This is a genomic window from Kluyvera sp. (genome assembly GCF_047971185.1).
Classification (GTDB): domain Bacteria; phylum Pseudomonadota; class Gammaproteobacteria; order Enterobacterales; family Enterobacteriaceae; genus Kluyvera.
This window is the reverse complement of record NZ_JBKDZH010000001.1, coordinates 1-18,314: the sequence shown is the minus strand read 5'-3', so window position 1 is coordinate 18,314 and position 18,314 is coordinate 1. Positions and strand designations below refer to the sequence as shown.

Below are 18,314 nucleotides of genomic sequence, written 5' to 3'. Positions count from 1 at the left end.
AGAAGATGATGATTTGTCCACGTTGCGCCGATGAACATATTGAAGTGATGGCGAAATCACCGGTAAAAGATGTCTGGACCGTATACCAGTGCCAGCACTGCCTGTACACCTGGCGCGATACCGAACCGCTACGCCGCACCAGCCGCGATCACTACCCGGAAGCGTTTCGCATGACGCAGAAAGATATCGACGACGCGCCGATGGTGCCGAGCATTCCGCCGTTGCTGGCGGAAGATAAGCGCTGATTTTGATGCTGTTTCTGTGTAGCCCGGATAATCCGGGCTTTTTTTATTTTGCGAGCAGGCTCGTAGCAACGGATTGAATTTATTTGCGATGCCGCAAGCGGGAATAGAATAGCGGCGGGTGCTTGAGGCTTTCTGGGCTTTGAGCATTTTCAGGGTTCCAGAAAGGTGAAAGCCCCAGGCGATATTTCTATCAACCTGAGGCTAGCATCGAACCCGAACAGTTCAGATGGTAGTCTCTTCTTTGCAGGGAGGCAAGATATGCTGACAAAGTACGCCCTGGTGGCGATCGTTGTGCTGTGTATAACAGCATTAGGATTCACGTTAATGGTGCGCGATTCGCTGTGTGAATTGAGCATCCGTGAGCGTGGTATGGAGTTTAAAGCTATTCTCGCTTACGAACCGAAGAAGTAGCGACGACGCGGGGGAAACCCCGCGTATTGGCTGTACGGATTTGTCCTCCAGCACCCATTTTTCACCTGCCGGGCTACTCACGTAGCCCGGCCGAGCGCGGCTACACCATGCCTTTCAGACGATAAATCCACTCCAGCGCCTGGCGCGGCGTTAACGAGTCCGGATCCAGACCTTCCAGAGCCTCCACCGCCGGTGACACCTCTTCCGGTGCCGACAGCAGCGACATTTGCGTGCCGTCTATCTGCGTGGCCGCCGCATTCGGCGAAAGGCTTTCCAGCTCGCGCAGCTTCTGGCGCGCACGTTTGATCACTTCTTTCGGCACGCCCGCCAGCTGGGCCACTGCCAGGCCGTAGCTCTTGCTGGCCGCACCGTCCTGCACGCTGTGCATAAAGGCGATGGTGTCGCCGTGCTCCAGCGCGTCCAGATGCACGTTGGCGACGCCTTCCATTTTCTCCGGCAACTGGGTCAGCTCGAAGTAGTGGGTGGCGAACAGCGTCAGCGCTTTGATCTTATTGGCCAGATTTTCCGCGCAGGCCCACGCCAGCGACAGACCGTCGTAGGTGGACGTGCCGCGGCCGATTTCATCCATCAGTACCAGACTGTGCTCGGTGGCGTTGTGCAGAATGTTGGCGGTCTCGGTCATCTCTACCATAAAGGTGGAGCGGCCGGAGGCCAGGTCATCCGCCGCCCCGACGCGGGTGAAGATGCGGTCGATAGGGCCAATCTCCACGCTCTGCGCTGGAACGTAGCTGCCAATGTAGGCCAGCAGCGCAATCAGCGCCGTCTGGCGCATATAGGTACTTTTACCGCCCATGTTCGGCCCGGTAATGATTAGCATCCGACGCTGCGGCGACAGGCTCAGCGGGTTGGCGATAAACGGCTCGTTGAGCACCTGCTCCACCACCGGGTGGCGGCCTTCGGTGATCCGAATGCCGGGCTTATCGCTAAAGGTGGGGCAGGTGTAGTTCAGCGTATAGGCGCGTTCCGCCAGGTTAATCAACACGTCCAGCTCGGCCAGCGCGCTGGCGCTCTGCTGAAGGTCGGCCAGGTGCGGCAGCAGCAGTTCAAACAGCTCGTCGTACAGCTGCTTTTCCAGCGCCAGCGCCTTGCCTTTCGAGGTCAGGACTTTGTCTTCGTACTCTTTCAGTTCGGGAATAATGTAGCGTTCGGCGTTTTTCAGCGTCTGGCGGCGCACGTAGTTAATCGGCGCCAGGTGGCTCTGACCGCGGCTGATTTGAATGTAATAGCCGTGGACCGCGTTATAGCCGACTTTCAGGGTATCCAGCCCGGTGCGCTCGCGCTCGCGGATCTCCAGGCGGTCGAGGTAGTCGGTCGCGCCGTCGGCCAGCGCGCGCCACTCGTCCAGCTCGTCGTTATAGCCGGGGGCGATCACCCCGCCGTCGCGCACCAGCACCGGCGGCGCGTCGATAATGGCGCGCTCCAGCAGCTCGCGCAGCTCGGTAAACTCACCCATTTTTTCGCGCAGCATTTGTACCGGCACGCTGTCGACGGTTTCCAGCTGCGCACGCAGTTCCGGCAGCTGCTGGAAAGCGTGGCGCATCCGGGCGAGGTCGCGCGGGCGGGCGGTGCGCAGCGCCAGGCGCGCGAGGATACGTTCCAGATCGCCAACCTGACGCAGCACCGGCTGCAGTTCGCCGGTGGCATCCTGCAAGGCGCCGATGGTCTGCTGACGTTCGGTGAGGGTTTTGGTGTCGCGCACCGGCATATGCAGCCAGCGTTTAAGCATGCGGCTGCCCATCGGCGTGACCGTGCAGTCGAGCACCGAAGCCAACGTGTTTTCAAAGCCGCCCGCCAGGTTCTGGGTGATTTCCAGATTGCGGCGCGTCGCGGCGTCCATAATGATGCTGTCCTGCTGACGCTCCATGGTGATCGAGCGAATGTGCGGCAGCGAGGTGCGCTGGGTATCTTTGACGTACTGTAACAGGCAGCCAGCGGCGCACAGCCCGCGCGCCGCGCCTTCGACGCCGAAGCCGACGAGATCGCGGGTGCCGAACTGCAGGTTCAGCTGCTGACGCGCGGTATCGATTTCAAATTCCCAAAGCGGGCGACGACGCAGGCCGCGACGGCCTTCAATCAGCGCCATCTCGGCAAAGTCTTCGGCGTACAGCAGCTCGGCAGGGTTAGTGCGCTGCAGCTCCGCCGCCATCGTTTCGCGGTCGGTGGGTTCGCTCAGGCGGAAACGGCCGGAGCTGATGTCGAGCGTCGCATAGCCGTAGCCTTTGCTGTCCTGCCAGATGGCCGCCAGCAGGTTATCCTGGCGCTCCTGAAGCAGCGCTTCATCGCTGATGGTGCCGGGCGTAACGATGCGTACCACTTTACGCTCAACCGGCCCTTTGCTGGTGGCCGGATCGCCAATCTGTTCGCAAATGGCAACCGACTCCCCCTGATTGACCAGCTTAGCGAGGTAGTTTTCTACCGCGTGATGCGGGATGCCCGCCATCGGAATCGGTTCACCGGCAGAAGCGCCGCGCTTGGTCAGCGAGATGTCCAGCAGCTGCGACGCGCGCTTCGCGTCGTCATAAAACATTTCGTAGAAGTCGCCCATGCGGTAAAACAGCAGGATTTCCGGATGCTGTGCTTTGAGCTTCAGATACTGCTGCATCATGGGGGTGTGGGCATCTAAATTGGCATTAATACTCATTGGTTTAGCTTTCCAATTCTCTTTTATCTTAATGAGTTAGCGAGATTCTGCATTCTTGACAATGTGCCTGGTGTTCCCTGTGAACGCAGCAAATCTAATCATTCGTTATCGATGACGCCCTGCTGGCGCCACTGATGTTTGTTTGAGTCGTCATCTATAGGTGCATGATAACGGACTCTGTAGGTCAGGAAAACAAAAGGCGCGGGCTCTGGCTCATAAAGTGGATGTTGGCGCATGCGGGGGGTGAGAAAGGGTAATCGAACTATTTTTGTATATACATTACCTTAACAATGTGTGGAAGGTTATTTTCCGTGGCCGGAATGGATATTTCCGGAAATTAATTGGCGAAGTGTTGTAGTGGTCGAATTAATTAATATTTTATTTTGTTCGATATTGTAGTGGAATGCCTGACCTGGTCTTTAGTGGAGAGATTTTATCTCTTTGGTCTGTACGATATATAGGCTTTGTCGTGGTGAATTATGTCGATTGTTTACCCATGTTATTAACCATGACTTTTCTATGGTTAATGAATGTTTGTTTTTATAAAAGCGATATAATTCATTGCATTATGTCTGTGCCTGTGAGCGGTTGATTGAAGGAGGAAAGCGTGTAGTAAGGTATTGAGATTGAAACACATCACTCAGAGAACGGTGCTTAAAAATATCACAACTTCTCATCAAAATAACGTAGTGTTATCATTGTGATATCTGTTCTTTTATCTCTGAATTTTATTAATAAATTACTTATCATTAAATTAACAAAACGCCTCAGTGCTCTTACAATATCTATACAGCCTAGTGAAACGATCGTGCAATGAAAAAAGACCTCTCCAACGCCCAGCATAACCTGAATATCACTCGTCAGATGAATCGGTACTTTTTGTATCTGGCGGTAGGCATTATTATTGTCTGTACGCTTTCGTTAGGCATCCTGAGATTTAATCTTAAAGAGAATTTACATAAACAAAATTTATATTTTGTTGAGAATGTTACCGGGTTTATAGAAGAGCGCTTTGATAATATTGAATCGGCATTGAATCGACTCGCCAGGCTACCGCTAAATACCAATAAAGTGGATGGTAATATTGGTGAAAATATTACCTTGCGTAATCATCTTACTGAAATCATTAGCGTTATGCCGGATGTTACTACCGTTGCGGAAGCCGATATGGACGGTCACTATATCTGTATTCCCTATATTCCAGCGACCAGTGAAAGGCTAAAAGGCTTCGATCCGCGAACGCGTCCCTGGTTTAAGCACGCGGCGAATGATACGGATGATGTCTTCTATACCGCACCTTACAAAGACTATGTCACTAAACGCGACGTCGTCACCATTTCTCAGGCAATCCTGCGCAGTGACTCCAGTCAGACCGGAGTCATCTCGTTTGATATCGACCTTGATACTTTACGTAGTAGCCTGAACTCCTTCCGTACCGCGGTTATCGGCAATGTGATTGTCGTAGATGATGAGTACTCTACGGCCTTTGGCGGTCACTCGCACATTGATGAAGAAGAGGTCACTGAACTGCAGAGAGTGGCTAAAGCCCGTAAGGGAGTCATCTATCTGGAAAAATATGACGCCTACTACTATTTTAAGAAAATACAGCATCCAAGCTGGACGGTGGTCTTTAAAATAGAGAGTCGCGACCTGAATAATTATATTTATGATACGTTCTTTTTTATCATCAGCTTTGTCACCTTAATTATGCTGCTGCTGATTCTTGCCTGCTTCTGGTGGGGAATGAATGGCAAGCTAAACGCCCTGAGTATGAGAATTGCCATGGGGATCAGGCAGGGCACTTTCGATACCAAGAGCGAGTCGGAGCTGCTGCTCAATGAAATTAATTCCGTTAACGACAGTAAACAGCAGCTGGTCAATGACAGCCGTACGGATTCATTAACCGGTCTGAAGAATCGTCGAGCCTTCGATGAGGTTATGCCGACGATGGTTGGCCAGGCGCAGAACCTGATTGCCCTTATTGATATTGATAACTTTAAATTGATCAACGATACCTACGGGCATGCCGTTGGCGACCTGGTGCTTAAAGTGGTGGCCTCACTGGGCGAAGGGCAGATGCATGCGGGAAATATCGCCATCTATCGCTACGGCGGTGAGGAGATTGCCGTGCTGTTTAAGGGTATGGCAAAAGCCGAAGCGCGCACGCTGTTGGACGACTGGCGGATTAACGTGGCAACCCGCGAGTTTCGCGAGATGCCGTCCGGCGTGACCTTTAGCGCCGGGCTCTGCGATATGTCAGCCAGCACGGTCACGGACGTTATCACCGCCGCAGACAAACTGCTCTATCTGGCCAAGAAGGCGGGCAAGAACCAGATTGTGCTGGGCTAATCGTATTAAACGGCAGCGTAGAAGACGGGGGCTATCTTCTACGCTGTTTAGTTTTAACCGAAGCGCGGCAGCAGGTTAAAGGTGCTGCCGAACCAGCACAGAATCACCATCACCCCAAACAGAATCACCACGGCGGGAATAGCTTTGCCACCCCAGACGGTGAACATTTTGTCCGGGAAGCGTTCGCGCGATTTTAGCGCCAGGAATGCCGGTACGATTACCGCCCAGATGGTGGCGCAGAGGCCCGCGCCGCCGATGGCGTAGATAAAGCCGTTCGGGAAAATCAGGTACAGCGCCGCCGGCGGTAAAAAGGTCAGCAGCAGCGTTTTAAAGCGCCCGGAAGGCGAATTATCCATTTTGAATAAATCCGCCAGATAGTCGAACAGCCCTAGAGTAACGCCAAAGAAGGAGCTGGCGACCGCCAGGTTGGAGAAGATCAGCAGGAAAAACTCAATCACCCCGTGCTGGTTGGTGCCCAAAAATGATTTCACCAGCGAATCGACGTTCCCGCCCGAGGCGATGATCTCTTTAAAGTTGCTGCGATGGATATTGCCCATCGTGCAGTACAGCCAGAACAGATAGATGACCAGCGCCAGCAGTGAACCGAAGACGATGCTTTTAATCAGTTTATCTTTGCGCTTCCCGTAACAGATAATCAGGCTCGGAATATTGCCGTGGAAACCGAACGAGGCCAGGCAAACCGGCACGGCCATCAGAATATAGGGGAGGTAGGTTTTGTTCGCTTCCGGTGCGGCGAGATCGCGCAGGATGGTGTAATCCACCTGAAAGAAAAACGATCCAAACACCACCACAAAGGCGATGATCTTGATGCCGAGAAAGAAAGAGGTAATACGGCTGGCGGCGAGGGAACTGAGCCACAGGATGCTCGCAACAAACACCGCGCTGCCGATACCGACGATGCGCGGATTGACGTGTGTTCCGCTGTTGATCGCGATGGTTTCGCTAATAATCGCGCCGTTTGCCGATATATACGCGTAGGTCAGAATATACAGCACGAAGGCGACAGTAATACCGCTAATGACGTTCCATTTTGCGCCAATTAAGTCTTTTGTAATCGTGTTAAAGCTGGATCCGACGGGGTAATTCAGATTGGCTTCCAGTAATAATAGCCCGGAGTGCAGCATGGAAAACCAGGCAATAATAAGAATAAAAGCCCCCCAAAAAAACCAGGCCCCGGCAAGATCAACCGGTAAAGCAAACATCCCGCCACCGATGACCGTGCCGGCAATGACCATAATTCCCCAGAATGAGGAATGTTTTGTATTTGAATCTTCTTCCATGGCTTTCCCTTATTGATAACGGCGAATGCGTTGTTGTTGTCAGGAATATCGTAATGCCAGGCGTGAATAAGCCAGTGGCTATATCCGGGATATAACCACTGGCGTTAAGGTTAATTACACTTCAGTCAGTTTGGCGGTAAAGTGGCGCAGCACTTTAGGCTCGTAGGTAAAGGTTAATCCTTTAATATTGTGGGCATTCTCTTTCACGTGTTCGAAGGCCTCAATAATAAAGTCCATATGCGTTTGCGTGTAGGTGGCGCGCGGAATGGTTAAGCGCAGCAGTTCCGCCGGACACGGCAGCTGCTTGCCGGTTTTCGGGTCGCGGCCCAGCAGGAATGAACCTATCTCGACCGCGCGGATCCCCGCCACTTTATACAGTTCGCAGGCCAGCGCCTGAGCCGGGAACTGGTCGGCCGGAATATGCGGCAGCAGCTTACCGGCATCGACAAACGCCGCGTGCCCGCCCGCCTGCTGACAGGTCACGCCAATGGCTTCCAGCCCGTCGACCAGGTATTGAATCTGGGTGATGCGGTAGGCTAACCAGTCCTGATTCATCCCGTCATACAGGCCCACGGCCAGACGCTCCATCGCGCCGCCTTCCAGCCCGCCGTAGGTCGGGAATCCTTCCTGCACGACGCAGAGGGTACGGCATTCGGTGTACACGTCGAAGAAGCTGTCGTCCTTGATGCACAGCAGGCCACCCATAGGCACCATCGCATCTTTTTTCGCCGACATCGCGAGCATATCCGCGTACTTATAGGTTTCGCGGGTAATGTCTTCGATGCTCCAGTCCTGATAGCCCGGTTCGCGCTGCTGAATAAAGTAGGCGTTTTCCGCAAAGCGCGCCGAGTCCATCACAACCGGAATATCGTATTTCTTCGCAATCGCGTACATCGCCTTCAGGTTCGCCAGCGAAACCGGCTGGCCGCCCGCCGAGTTACAGGTAATGGTTGCGACAATATATGGAACGTTATTCGGGCCAACGGTTTCAATGCCGTGCTCTAAACCCTGCAGGTCGAAATCACCTTTAAAATCGTTACGCGCGGCGGTGTCGAACGCCTCTTTAATATAAACGTTGCGCACGGTACAGCCGTTAATCTGGCTATGGCCCTGGGTGGTGTCAAAGAAATAGTTGGAGAACGCCACCATTTTGCTGCGGTCGAGGCCTTTCTCCTGCTCGCGCTTTTTGATCAGCACCGGAATATAAATTTGCTCGGCGCCGCGCCCCTGGTGGGTCGGAATGGTGTGCTGATAGCCAAAAATATCCTTCACCGCGTTGCATAACGCATAGTAGCTACGGCTGCCGCTGTAGGCTTCATCGCCACGCAGCATCGCCGCCTGCATATTTTGCGTTACCGCGCCGGTGCCGCTGTCGGTGAGCAGGTCAATAAACACGTCTTCACTATCGAGCAGGAAGGGGTTCATCCCGGCCTGAAGAATGGCGTTATCGCGGTGCTCGCGGGTTGTACGCTTGACTGGCTCAATAACGCGAATACGGAAAGGTTCTGGCAGATGTTTAAAGTTATTCATGGTGTCATCCTTAAATCTTTTTTTGGCGCGCGGAATTCCGCTGGTTATTCATAAGCGATGAGTAACCACTTTTGGCGCAATACGAATACGTGTCCCTGCCTTTTGTTATATTACAGATGCCATTAACGTCACCTTTTAAAAAGGCAAGCGTGTGCCGCTGCAATAAAACAGAAAGTCATGAGATCGGTATGGGATATCAGAAATAGCGTCATTAACGCTACTTACAATGATATAAGCGTGGAGTCGTACGAGGAGTTAAGGACGATGATTGACAATGACGTTGTCAATATTAAACCATTTTGAAATTTTATACGTTCTATTCAGGATGTTCATAATGTATGTTCTCCATCAGACACGCTCATACATTATTCTAATAAATTTATTTGTCTATTAACTGTGCATTCAATTGTGAATCTGGTCACGATTGATTATATCTACGTATTAACGCAGGGTTATGTTGTACGGGTTTAATAGATAGCAGAATAATCACCTGGGAAACGAGACGGTCGGCGCGGGCACAGGCCCGCGCGATTAAGGGGCCAGGTAGACCTGCGGTACCGCGGCGTCAGGATGCTGGCTCATACTGATGTCGGCGCCGTACCAGCGGTGAATCACCGACTGCTGAATCACCTCCTGCGGCGTGCCCTGGGCCACCAGCTTGCCCTGATGCAGCAGCAGAATGGTGTCGGCCCACAGGGCGGCGAGATTAAGGTCGTGCAGTACAATGCAGACGTGCAGCTCACCGCGGCGGGTCAGCTTCTTCAGCAGCCGCAGCAGGTGCTGCTGATAGAACAGGTCCAGCGCGGAGGTCGGTTCGTCAAGAAACAGCCAGCCCTTCGGGCCATCGTCGCACCATAGCTGCGCCAGGCAGCGCGCCAGCTGTACGCGCTGCTGTTCACCGCCGGAGAGCGTTGGATAGCGACGGCCCGCCAGGTGGGTACAGCCGGTTTCGGCCATCACTTGCTGGATCAGCGCCGGGTCCACTTCTGCACCCCACGGCGCGCGCCCCATGGCGATCACCGTCTCTACCGGCCAACTGGCGTTCAGCTGCGTGCGTTGCAGCATCACCGCCCGGCGGCGGGAGAGGGCGGAGGCGGACCACTCGGCGAGCGGCTTGCCTTCGATGTGCTGCTCGCCGCTGTCGGCGGTCAGAAAACCGGTCAACAGCCGCAGCAGGGTCGATTTTCCCGCGCCGTTGGGGCCAATCAGCGCGGTGACTTCTCCGCGCCGCAGCGCCAGCGATACGCCATCAATCACCCGGCGCTTGCCCAGCCGCAGCGACAGCGCGCGGGCAGAATAGTGTTTATCCATGGGGGGATCTCTCCTGACGGAAAATAAGCCACAGGAACCACGGCGCGCCGAGCAGGCTGGTCAGCAGCCCCACCGGCATTTCGGCCGGTGCGGCAACCGTGCGGGCGAGCGTGTCGGCAATGAGCAGCAGAATGGCGCCCGCGAGCAGCGAGCCGGGAATCAGCCCGCGGTGATCTGGCCCCAGCCACATGCGCATCAGATGCGGGACGACCAGCCCGATAAAGCCAATCACACCGCTTATCGCCACCGACGCCGCCACCAGCACCGCGCTGCACAGCAGCAGTACGCGTTGCAGCACCCGAACGTTCACGCCAAGATAGTGCGCCTCTTCATCGCCCAGCTGGAGCAGATTGAGGCGCGCGGCCATCCACCACACCGCCAGCGATGACGGGATAATCAGCGTGGCGGCCACCAGCAGCGTCGGCCACTCGGCCTGTCCGAGGCTGCCCATGCCCCACAGCGACAGCTGGCGCAGCTGCGCGTCGTTGCTGATCCACGACAGCATCCCCACCAGCGCGCCGCACAGCGCGTTAATCGCAATCCCGACCAGCAGCAGGCGAGAGAGCGAACCGTCGCCGGCTTTGCTGAGCACAAAAATCACCGCCATCACCGCCAGGCTACCGATAAACGCCGCCAGCATCGGCGCGTACAGCGCCACCAGCACCGGTACAGAAAGCGGCAGCACCAGCCAGAATGCCACCGCCAGCGCCGCGCCGCTGCTGATACCGAGCAGCCCCGGGTCGGCCAGCGGATTGCGGAACAGCCCCTGCATTACGCAGCCGGAGAGCGCCAGCGCGCTGCCCACCAGCAGTGCCAGCAGTACGCGCGGCAATCGGATAGTGAGCCAGATATGGCGCAGCACCTCATCCCCCGACGGCCAGATGCTCGCCAGCGGCAGGCGCATCGCGCCGAGCGTGGTAGCAAACAGCGTCAGGGCCACGAGCAGCAGCACCATCAGCCACAGTGGGCGTGAGGCGGTTGTGTTCATCAGGGCGTCTGCTCCGCTTTCTGGCGCAGCGCCATCAGCGCCTGCGGCGTGCGCGGGCCAAAGCCGAGAAGCGCCATATCGTCAATCACCAGCACCTGCTTGTTGCGCCCAGCGGGCGTTTGCGCCAGACCTGGCAGCTTCCACAGCGAGACTTCACCGCCCATCCCTTTCAGGCCGTCGGCGGAGATCACCACCAGATCCGGCGCGCTGGCAATCACCCCTTCCTGCGACATGGTGCGATAGTGGTCAAAGCCCTGCATCGCGTTTTGCAAACCGGCAAGCTTAAGCGCGCCGTCCGCCGCCGTTTGCTGGCCGGCCACCAGCGCCCCGGAGCCGCCGTGGCTGAGGATAAACAGCACGCGCTTGTTCAGAGGCTGCGCCGGGATCTTCGCCATCTCGTCATGCAGCGTTTGGCGCAGCGCGTCGCCCTGGGATTGTTTGCCCAGCGCGTCGGCAATCACCCGGACTTTGTTGTCCATCGCCGCCGCATCGTAGCCGCCCGGCACGTTAACCACCTTCACCTTGCTGCCTTCCACCTTTTGCAGCACCAGCGACGGCTGCGCCTGGCTGCTTGCCAGCACCAGCGTGGGGCGCAGGGAGAGAATGCCTTCCGCGTTCAGCTGGCGCAGATAGCCGACGTCCGGCAGCGACTGAGATGCCGCAGGCCAGGTGCTGGTGCTGTCGCGCGCCACCAGCTGCGGCTGGGCGTCCAGCGCATAGACAATCTCCGTCACGTCGCCGCCAAGGGTGATAATGCGCTCGGCGGCGCTCGCGAACAGCGGCAGCGCCGCCAGCAGAATCAGCAGCCGCTTCATACGGTCTGGCCTTCCGCCGTCAGGCTGTCGACCTGAGTGCGCCACAGGGTTTGCTCCGGATGACCTTCGCTGCGCTGGCCGTACAGCTGGGCAATCTGGGTGCCGTCTTTGGCAAACAGCTCCACGCTGGTGACGTGGCCGTCAACGGTGGGTTTACGCGTCACCCACACTTCGTCAATGGTCTCTTCGCGCAGATGCAGGGTGAAGGTGCGGTTGAAGATGTTGATCCAGCCGCGCATCGGCGTCAGCTTCTCCAGCGTGCCGGTGAAGATCTGCACGCAGCCGCGGTTGCCGACGAAAATCATAAATTCATTGCCGTCCTGCTGAAGGGTTTCCAGCAGGCGGGGCAGGGCATTGTTATCGACACGGCAGGCCAGGTCATCGCTTACCAGACGGAAAGCCTGCTGGCGCGAGAGGTGGTACTTGCGCAGCAGCGTAAAGAACTGGTGCACGTCGGTCATCGCTCGCCACTCTTTTTCCAGCGCCGCGCCGTCGGCCGTATCGGCGTAGCGGGCGCGCTCCGCCGGGCGGATAGCCAGCGGCGTTGGGTCGGATTGGGTATGTTCGGCAATCAGCGCCTGCCAGGCCGCGCTGTCCGTGGCGTCGGTGGTGTAGACCTTCAGCACCGCGTCGCCGTGCGGGTCGAAGAACTGGATGCTCTCACGCCCCTCATCGTTGAGGTAAAACGCGCTGGCCCACTGGCTCAGGAACAGACGCAGGTCGAGGGCGCGCGGGTTCAGCACCAGGCCTGCATGGCCGTCGAGGTGCTGGTGGGTAAAGGCGCCCACCTGCTCGTGTACCGCATATTCGTTGCGGCAGATGCATTTGGTTTCGCCCACGTTTTCAAGCGCGGAGAGGATCGCGCGTGCATTATCCTGCAGGCGTACGGCGTCGTGGCCGACGCGAGCAGCGGTCAGCTCGGCTTCGCTAATGCCCATCACGGCGGCGATGTCGCGGGCGTACTTCGCCGTACCGCTGGCTTTAACCTCCTGATAGCGCTGCCACAGTTCGGTTGGTGCGTTTTGCATAGCTCTCTTCCTTATAATTACCCCGGCCAGCGGCCGGGGGCAGGTGTTATTGAGGGGATGATCAGAAGTCGATGTTGACGCCCAGCTGCCAGGTACGGCCCGGCATCACCGCCAGCGATTTATCATTGGCGTCCTGATTGGTGGACGTTTCAATGTTGCGGCTGCTCAGGTAGTCCCAGTATTTACGGTCGGTCAGGTTATACACGCCGCCGTTGATACGGACGTTCTTCGCCACGCGCCAGTAGGCCGTCCAGTCGAGCATGCCGTAACCCGGTACGCGCATGTATTCGCTGGTGGAGTCCGCGATCGCGCTGCCGGTGTTGGTGTAGCTCTCACGGCTGGTGGTGGTGGCGCGTTTGCCTTTCACGAAGGTAGCGGTCAGCGCGGTACCGTACACTTTGGACGGATCGTCCCACGCGACGCCGACGATGGCTTTCATCGGCGCGACGCTATCCAGGTCGACGTACTTGTCGCCGTAGTAGCTCGATTTCGACTGCCCTTCGCTATAGCCGTAGGCCAGCGTGGCGCTCAGGCCGTCGACCTGCTCAAACCAGGTGCCGAAGTTAAACTTCGCGCTAATCTCACCGCCGTAGATATAGGCTTTATCGCGGTTTTCCGCCTGATAAATGGTGTAGATGTTCGACGGCACGTTGGCGAACTGGGTGGGGTTGTTCGCTCGGGTGTAGCGAGTGTAGGCGATAAAGTTTTTATAGCTGTTGTAGAACAGCGCGGTGCGCAGGGTTACCCCGTCGGTTACCTCTCCCTTCATGCCCCACTCGAAGTTATCGCTGGTTTCGGTTTTCAGATCGGTATTGCCGATCAGCGCGTACTGTCCGCGGCCCGCGTAGCTGGAGCCGAGGTTCCAGGAACCGTACAGCTGGCTGGTGTTCGGGAACTCCGCGCCGCGCTTGTACTGCAGGTAGGTCATCATGCGCGGCGTAATGTCGTACTGGAAGGTCAGCGACGGCAGCGCCTGGGTGTCCGAGTTTTTCCCGTACAGCGTCGACACCGAGGATTCGGTCAGCACCGTGCTGTTGGTAGTCAGGCTGGAAAGATTCTCCGGCTTCGTCGACTGATGCACCACGCGAACGCCCGGGATCACCGCAAAGTTATGGCCGTCGAGATCGAAGTTGATCTGATCCTGCAGGAAGCCGCCGATCGTGTATTCACGGCTGTCGGCTTCCGGCTGCATGATCTCGCTGTAAACGCTGGGGATCGGCGACTGGCTAAACGGACGCTGGGTTTTGGTGGTGCTGGCGTTAAAGCCCGCGCTCAGATCATGGCGGCCCAGGGTTTTCGCCAGCGCGGTCTGCATGCCCCAGGTGTCGGTATCATAGTTCGAGTACACCGTCTCCATGCTGCCGCTGGTGCTGTCCGGCATATAGGTTCGGTCGTGTGCTTCGGTGTGCTGGTAGTACACTTTGGTCGACGCGCTATCGATGAAGTCATTCATCGGCGTCCAGTCGTCTTTCAGGCTCAGCCCCCAGCGGCGAGTCTGGCTGGTCTGCTGCGCGTTACCGATGGTGCTGTCACCGGCGTTATCCCACACGTCGTAATGGGTGTGGTTGGTTTTGTGGTAGTAGTCGAGGGTGGTGGTCAGCTTATGCAGATCGTTTGGCTGCCAGATGCCGGAGGCCATAAAGGCATCAGAGTGCCAGTTGGCGGGGAACGCGTCCACGCTTGAGCTGTTGGTGGTGGTCTCCTGGCCATCGCGGCGGCTGTAGACAAAAATGCCGCGCAGGGTTTCATCGCCGCCGGCGGCCGTCAGGCCATTGTGCCAGCTGCGGTCAGACGAGTCGTACTCGCTGCGGTAGCTAAAAGCGCTGGTTTTGCCCGGATGCAGATAGTCGTCCGCCGATTTCGGCTGGAAGGAGACGTTGCCGCCGATGGAGGTATTGGCGGTCTCGGTATCGGTCGCGCCAGACTGAATATCCACGCTGCCGTACATGTACGGGTCGATATAGTCGCGGCCAATGCCGAAGGTATTAAGCCCGGCGCGGCTGACGTAGCTGCGGCCGGTGGCGTTCGGCTGGGCAATGCCGTCGACGTCGATGCCGACGCGGTTGCTCTCGAGGCCGCGAATGTTGTAGCCGGTGTAGCCACCGCGGTCAAAGCCGCTTTTACCGTTGCCGGAACCGCCGCTGGCGCCGGTCGCGCCGATCAGAGGTTCGTAACGCATGATGGAACCAAAATCGTTGGCCCCTTTATCCTGAAGCTCCTGCGCGCTAATCGCGTGCTGGTTGCCCGGTTTCAGTACCGGCGCGGGCGCGGTGACGGTCATCTGTTCCACGCTGTCGACCGTGGTTTTATCCTGTGTTTCGGCCGCGCCCGCGGAAGTCTGATAGATTGCTGCGAGCAAAGAGGTCACCAGTAGGCTTTTCTTGCCCCACGCCTCTGATTGAATGGATTTGTACATAGTTGCCATGCCTTCATCGTTATTAGAATGGGCTCACGCGTTACTTCCAGAAACGGCTTTTCCTTAAGCGTCTTGAAGTTATCCAATTTTTATTTTGCGAATGGTAATGATAGGAGTTGTCATTTGCAATAAGATTTGGAGATAATTCTGTTCTCATGCAACCATTTATTTGTTTACAATTTGTCCTTTCCCCCTCACGAGATCGCCATGACGCAGAAAGCCGCCGTTACCATCACCTACTGTTCTCAATGCAACTGGATGCTGCGCGCCAGCTGGATGGCGCAGGAACTGCTGCACACCTTTAGCACCGATATCGCCTCTGTCACGCTGGTGCCGGGAACCGGTGGGATCTTTACCATTACCGTCGGGGATGAACTGGTGTGGGAGCGTAAGCGTGACGACGGTTTCCCGGACGCCGCCGAGCTAAAGCGCCGGGTGCGCGACGTCTGCTTCCCGGAAAAACCGCTGGGCCACGTGGACAAAACCGGCGGATAAAGCGGCTGCGAACGCCTCATTAAACGTGTATTATTAATGCATCTTTATTGATGAGGAATGGGCTATGGCGGGCAAACGCATCGAACGCGAAAAACGGACTATCAGCAGCATGATTGCGCTCTATCAGCGCCGCTGCCCGCAGGCGCTGGACGATGCGGAACACTACCAGGCGCTCAACGGCTATGCCGACAAGCGGCTGGATAAATGCGTGTTTGGCGAAGAAAAGCCCGCCTGCAAGCAGTGCCCGGTGCACTGCTATCAGCCCGCGAAGCGTGAAGAGATGAAACAGATTATGCGCTGGGCGGGGCCGCGGATGCTCTGGCGTCACCCGATTCTGACCATCCTGCATCTGATTGATGACCGGCGCCCGGTTCCGGCGCTGCCGGAGAAATATCGCCCGAAAAAGTAGCCTTACATGGTGCGGCAGTGGCGGCGATACTCCGACGGCGAGCGCGCCGTGTGCTTGCGAAAGATACGGCAAAAGTAGTTGCTGTCCTCAAAACCGCAGTGGTGGGCAATCTCTTTAATTTTCAGTTCATACCCGCGCAGTAATTTCTTCGCCCGCTCCAGGCGCACGGCGGTGAGATATTCGTTGAAGCCCACGGTGCTGGACTTCTGAAACAGGTGCGACAGATAGTTCGGCGTAATGTGGAACTTCTTCGCCACCGTCTCGCGGCTGATCGCCTCGGCGGCATGCTCGTCGATATACTCCTGAATCGCCAGAAACAGCGCTTTGCTTTTGCTGACCGTATCCGCCAGATGGGTCAGCTGGTCGATGCAGTGGCTGAGCAGGCCGCTGAGCACAATCTGCGCGGTGGGTATTACCGGGCGAATCGCCAGCTCGTTCATGGCCAGCAGCAGGTACGAGCCTACCCGTGGGCCGAGCCGCGCCACGTGCTGTTTGCGGATCTCGACGAAGGTTTTACCGTCAAAGCGCTGAAGGCTGAAGCCGAGCTTTTGCTTGCTGAACAGAATGCTCAGCGAGGTGGCTGGCCCGCGCCACTGCGGCGCATTCCAGCGGCCGCTGGGGATATACAGCGCCTGCAGCGGGCCGAGCGGTGCGTCCAGACAGTCATCCGCCAGCTCGCCTTCCAGCACGATCTCAATACGCGGAAACGACACGCTCATCGCCAGCTCCGGCGCGGGCAGGGAGGCTTGCGGAAAACGGACGACAAGGTCGCCCTGCCGGGCCAGCAGCTGCTCCAGCACGGGGACGAGGGTTGGCTCTGACATGCTCATGTCCTGTTGTTATTCTGGATTTTGAATCTCATCACACTTTATTTTGCTGTACACAAAAATCCAGTGTTGTGTAGCTATCTCATACAGAATGGCGCCGCCGCGTGCAGTAACTTTTGATACATGTTGTGAAATGGTTAACAAAAGAGAGGCGATATGGACAAGCAAGCGGCATTCTGGCTGGAGGCACTGGGCGCCAACGGCGAACTGTCGGCCACGATGAAACACGAGCTGGATACCCAGGGCTATACGATTGTGCACGGCGTGGCGGATGCCGACTGGCTGACCGCGATGCGCGAGCGGATCGATTTTCTGGTGGAGAAAGAAGGTGAGAATCTGGCGGTGGAGCACCATCAGGAGGAGACGGCGACGCGGGTGGCGAACCTGGTGAACAAAGGCGTGGTGTGGGAGAAGGTGTGGGCGCACCCGCTGATCCTGTCAGCCTGCCGCTATGTCTTTGACGGCGCGTTTAAAGTCTCCAGCCTCAACGCCCGCGAGGCGCTGTACAACGGCGGCCATCAGCCGCTGCACGCCGACTGGAAAAAGCCGCGTCCGGACTTCCCGAAAGTGCATCTGGTGAACACCATCTGGGCAATTGACGATCTCTCCGCCGCGAACGGCGCACCGCGTATTATCCCCGCGACCCACCTGCGCCCCGAGCTGCCGGAGGAGGTGCTGGACGATGTGGAAGCGCCGCATCCGGATGAGGTGATTTTTGCAGCCCCGGCGGGTAGCGTGATGATTTACAACGCCCATGCCTGGCACGGCGGCACGACTAACCGCGAAGGCTCGCGTCGTCGCGTGCTACACGGCCTGTACATCGACCGGGCAGACGCCGCGCAGCAGGATCAGCGCCGTTGGCTCACCCCGGAAACCGCCAGCCGCTTGACGCCCGCGCAGAAGTGGTTGCTGGATGTGGAGTAGCGTTTCGAGTAGTTCCGTCATCCTTTGTGGGGCTGTCTCTTATACACAAATTCAAGAGACAAGACCTGATATCTGTTAGTAAGGTGCAAGGTTCCGTTCACTTTACGTTGGGTGGAATATGACGTTCTATCACCGGTGAACGGGTCAAGGGGGGGCGGCCGCGCCCCCCTTGACAATCCCCGCGGCCCCGCGGGGAAATCGGTGCTTCGCACTACGCTCACCAACGAACTCCAGCCTGCGGCACGGCGAAACTCGAGATTACTCGTCCCATCCCTGGGACTCGCCCTTCGGGCCAACGCAAGCGTTGTTCAAAATTGCTCCCGGCAATTTTGTCCCTGTCTCGGTTCGCCTCAGGACGCCATCCATGGCGTCCTGACCTTGTCTTCCATTCTCCGGTTCGCCGATTTCCAGCGGGGACTCATCGGTTTCAGTGGCTCTGGTTTTTGCTGTTAATTAAAAGACCGCACTGGTGTTGGTGGCGTCTAAATCGCCGAAGCGTTCCCTGAAGGCCGGGGCAGCCCACAGGGATGTGGGCTGAGGGCGCGGCTTTACAGGGATGTTACCTCGCGCCCGACCCGAAAGCCGTAAGGGATAAGCTGAGGG

Annotated in this window: 16 protein-coding genes; 6 read left to right on the top strand and 10 right to left on the bottom strand. The window is 57.0% G+C overall.

What is annotated here, in order from left to right:
* Positions 1 to 8: 8 nt before the first annotated feature.
* Together ACK5JN_RS00080 and ACK5JN_RS00075 are read left to right on the top strand one after the other, a co-directional pair.
* Positions 9 to 245 (top strand): non-oxidative hydroxyarylic acid decarboxylases subunit D, encoded by a 237-nt coding sequence (locus ACK5JN_RS00080; RefSeq protein WP_416868297.1) that lies wholly within the window; start codon positions 9 to 11, stop codon positions 243 to 245.
* A gap of 258 nt (positions 246 to 503) precedes the next feature.
* Positions 504 to 656, top strand: a complete 153-nt coding sequence (locus ACK5JN_RS00075) for a Hok/Gef family protein (protein WP_167575144.1) — start codon at positions 504 to 506, stop codon at positions 654 to 656.
* A gap of 100 nt (positions 657 to 756) precedes the next feature.
* On the opposite strand, the gene mutS is transcribed toward ACK5JN_RS00075, so the two are convergent.
* A complete protein-coding gene (mutS, locus tag ACK5JN_RS00070; protein WP_416868281.1) occupies positions 757 to 3,318 on the bottom strand; it encodes a DNA mismatch repair protein MutS in 2,562 nt (853 codons plus the stop codon).
* An 813-nt stretch (positions 3,319 to 4,131) separates the two neighbouring features.
* Between mutS and ACK5JN_RS00065 the strand changes: the two genes are divergently transcribed.
* Complete coding sequence (locus ACK5JN_RS00065; RefSeq protein ID WP_416868280.1) at positions 4,132 to 5,667, top strand: diguanylate cyclase; 1,536 nt, start codon at positions 4,132 to 4,134, stop codon at positions 5,665 to 5,667.
* Positions 5,668 to 5,720: 53 nt separating this feature from the next.
* On the opposite strand, the gene tnaB is transcribed toward ACK5JN_RS00065, so the two are convergent.
* The 8 genes from tnaB to ACK5JN_RS00025 all read right to left on the bottom strand — a co-directional run bounded on the left by tnaB (position 5,721) and on the right by ACK5JN_RS00025 (position 15,056).
* A complete protein-coding gene (tnaB, locus tag ACK5JN_RS00060; RefSeq protein ID WP_416868279.1) occupies positions 5,721 to 6,968 on the bottom strand; it encodes a low affinity tryptophan permease TnaB in 1,248 nt (415 codons plus the stop codon).
* Positions 6,969 to 7,082: 114 nt separating this feature from the next.
* A complete protein-coding gene (gene tnaA / locus ACK5JN_RS00055) occupies positions 7,083 to 8,498 on the bottom strand; it encodes a tryptophanase (RefSeq protein ID WP_416868278.1) in 1,416 nt (471 codons plus the stop codon).
* 255 nt (positions 8,499 to 8,753) lie between these two features.
* On the bottom strand, positions 8,754 to 8,831 hold the full coding sequence (gene tnaC, locus ACK5JN_RS00050) for a tryptophanase leader peptide (protein WP_074398737.1): 78 nt from the start codon (positions 8,829 to 8,831) through the stop codon (positions 8,754 to 8,756).
* Positions 8,832 to 9,029: 198 nt separating this feature from the next.
* Positions 9,030 to 9,809 carry a heme ABC transporter ATP-binding protein gene (locus ACK5JN_RS00045; RefSeq protein WP_416868277.1) on the bottom strand — a complete coding sequence of 260 codons (780 nt, stop codon included), beginning with the start codon at positions 9,807 to 9,809 and terminating at the stop codon, positions 9,030 to 9,032.
* A complete protein-coding gene (locus tag ACK5JN_RS00040) occupies positions 9,802 to 10,797 on the bottom strand; it encodes a FecCD family ABC transporter permease (RefSeq protein WP_416868276.1) in 996 nt (331 codons plus the stop codon). Before ACK5JN_RS00040 ends, ACK5JN_RS00045 begins: the two co-directional genes overlap by 8 nt.
* A complete protein-coding gene (locus ACK5JN_RS00035) occupies positions 10,797 to 11,612 on the bottom strand; it encodes a heme/hemin ABC transporter substrate-binding protein (RefSeq protein WP_416868275.1) in 816 nt (271 codons plus the stop codon). Before ACK5JN_RS00035 ends, ACK5JN_RS00040 begins: the two co-directional genes overlap by 1 nt.
* A complete protein-coding gene (locus tag ACK5JN_RS00030; protein ID WP_416868274.1) occupies positions 11,609 to 12,640 on the bottom strand; it encodes a hemin-degrading factor in 1,032 nt (343 codons plus the stop codon). The genes ACK5JN_RS00035 and ACK5JN_RS00030 overlap by 4 nt, the downstream gene beginning before the upstream one ends.
* A 61-nt stretch (positions 12,641 to 12,701) precedes the next feature.
* The gene (locus ACK5JN_RS00025; protein WP_416868273.1) at positions 12,702 to 15,056 is read right to left on the bottom strand and encodes a TonB-dependent receptor domain-containing protein; all 2,355 of its coding nucleotides are present in this window, start codon (positions 15,054 to 15,056) and stop codon (positions 12,702 to 12,704) included.
* A 207-nt stretch (positions 15,057 to 15,263) separates the two neighbouring features.
* On the opposite strand from ACK5JN_RS00025, the gene ACK5JN_RS00020 reads away from it, so the two are divergent.
* Complete coding sequence (locus ACK5JN_RS00020) at positions 15,264 to 15,551, top strand: SelT/SelW/SelH family protein (RefSeq protein WP_416868272.1); 288 nt, start codon at positions 15,264 to 15,266, stop codon at positions 15,549 to 15,551.
* A 64-nt stretch (positions 15,552 to 15,615) separates the two neighbouring features.
* Positions 15,616 to 15,960 (top strand): nitrous oxide-stimulated promoter family protein, encoded by a 345-nt coding sequence (locus ACK5JN_RS00015; RefSeq protein WP_416868271.1) that lies wholly within the window; start codon positions 15,616 to 15,618, stop codon positions 15,958 to 15,960.
* Positions 15,961 to 15,962: 2 nt separating this feature from the next.
* On the opposite strand, the gene ACK5JN_RS00010 is transcribed toward ACK5JN_RS00015, so the two are convergent.
* Positions 15,963 to 16,784: a helix-turn-helix transcriptional regulator gene (locus ACK5JN_RS00010; protein ID WP_416868270.1), complete on the bottom strand. Its 822-nt coding sequence runs from the start codon at positions 16,782 to 16,784 to the stop codon at positions 15,963 to 15,965.
* A 159-nt stretch (positions 16,785 to 16,943) separates the two neighbouring features.
* On the opposite strand from ACK5JN_RS00010, the gene ACK5JN_RS00005 reads away from it, so the two are divergent.
* Positions 16,944 to 17,711, top strand: a complete 768-nt coding sequence (locus ACK5JN_RS00005; RefSeq protein WP_416868269.1) for a phytanoyl-CoA dioxygenase family protein — start codon at positions 16,944 to 16,946, stop codon at positions 17,709 to 17,711.
* Positions 17,712 to 18,314: the final 603 nt, after the last annotated feature.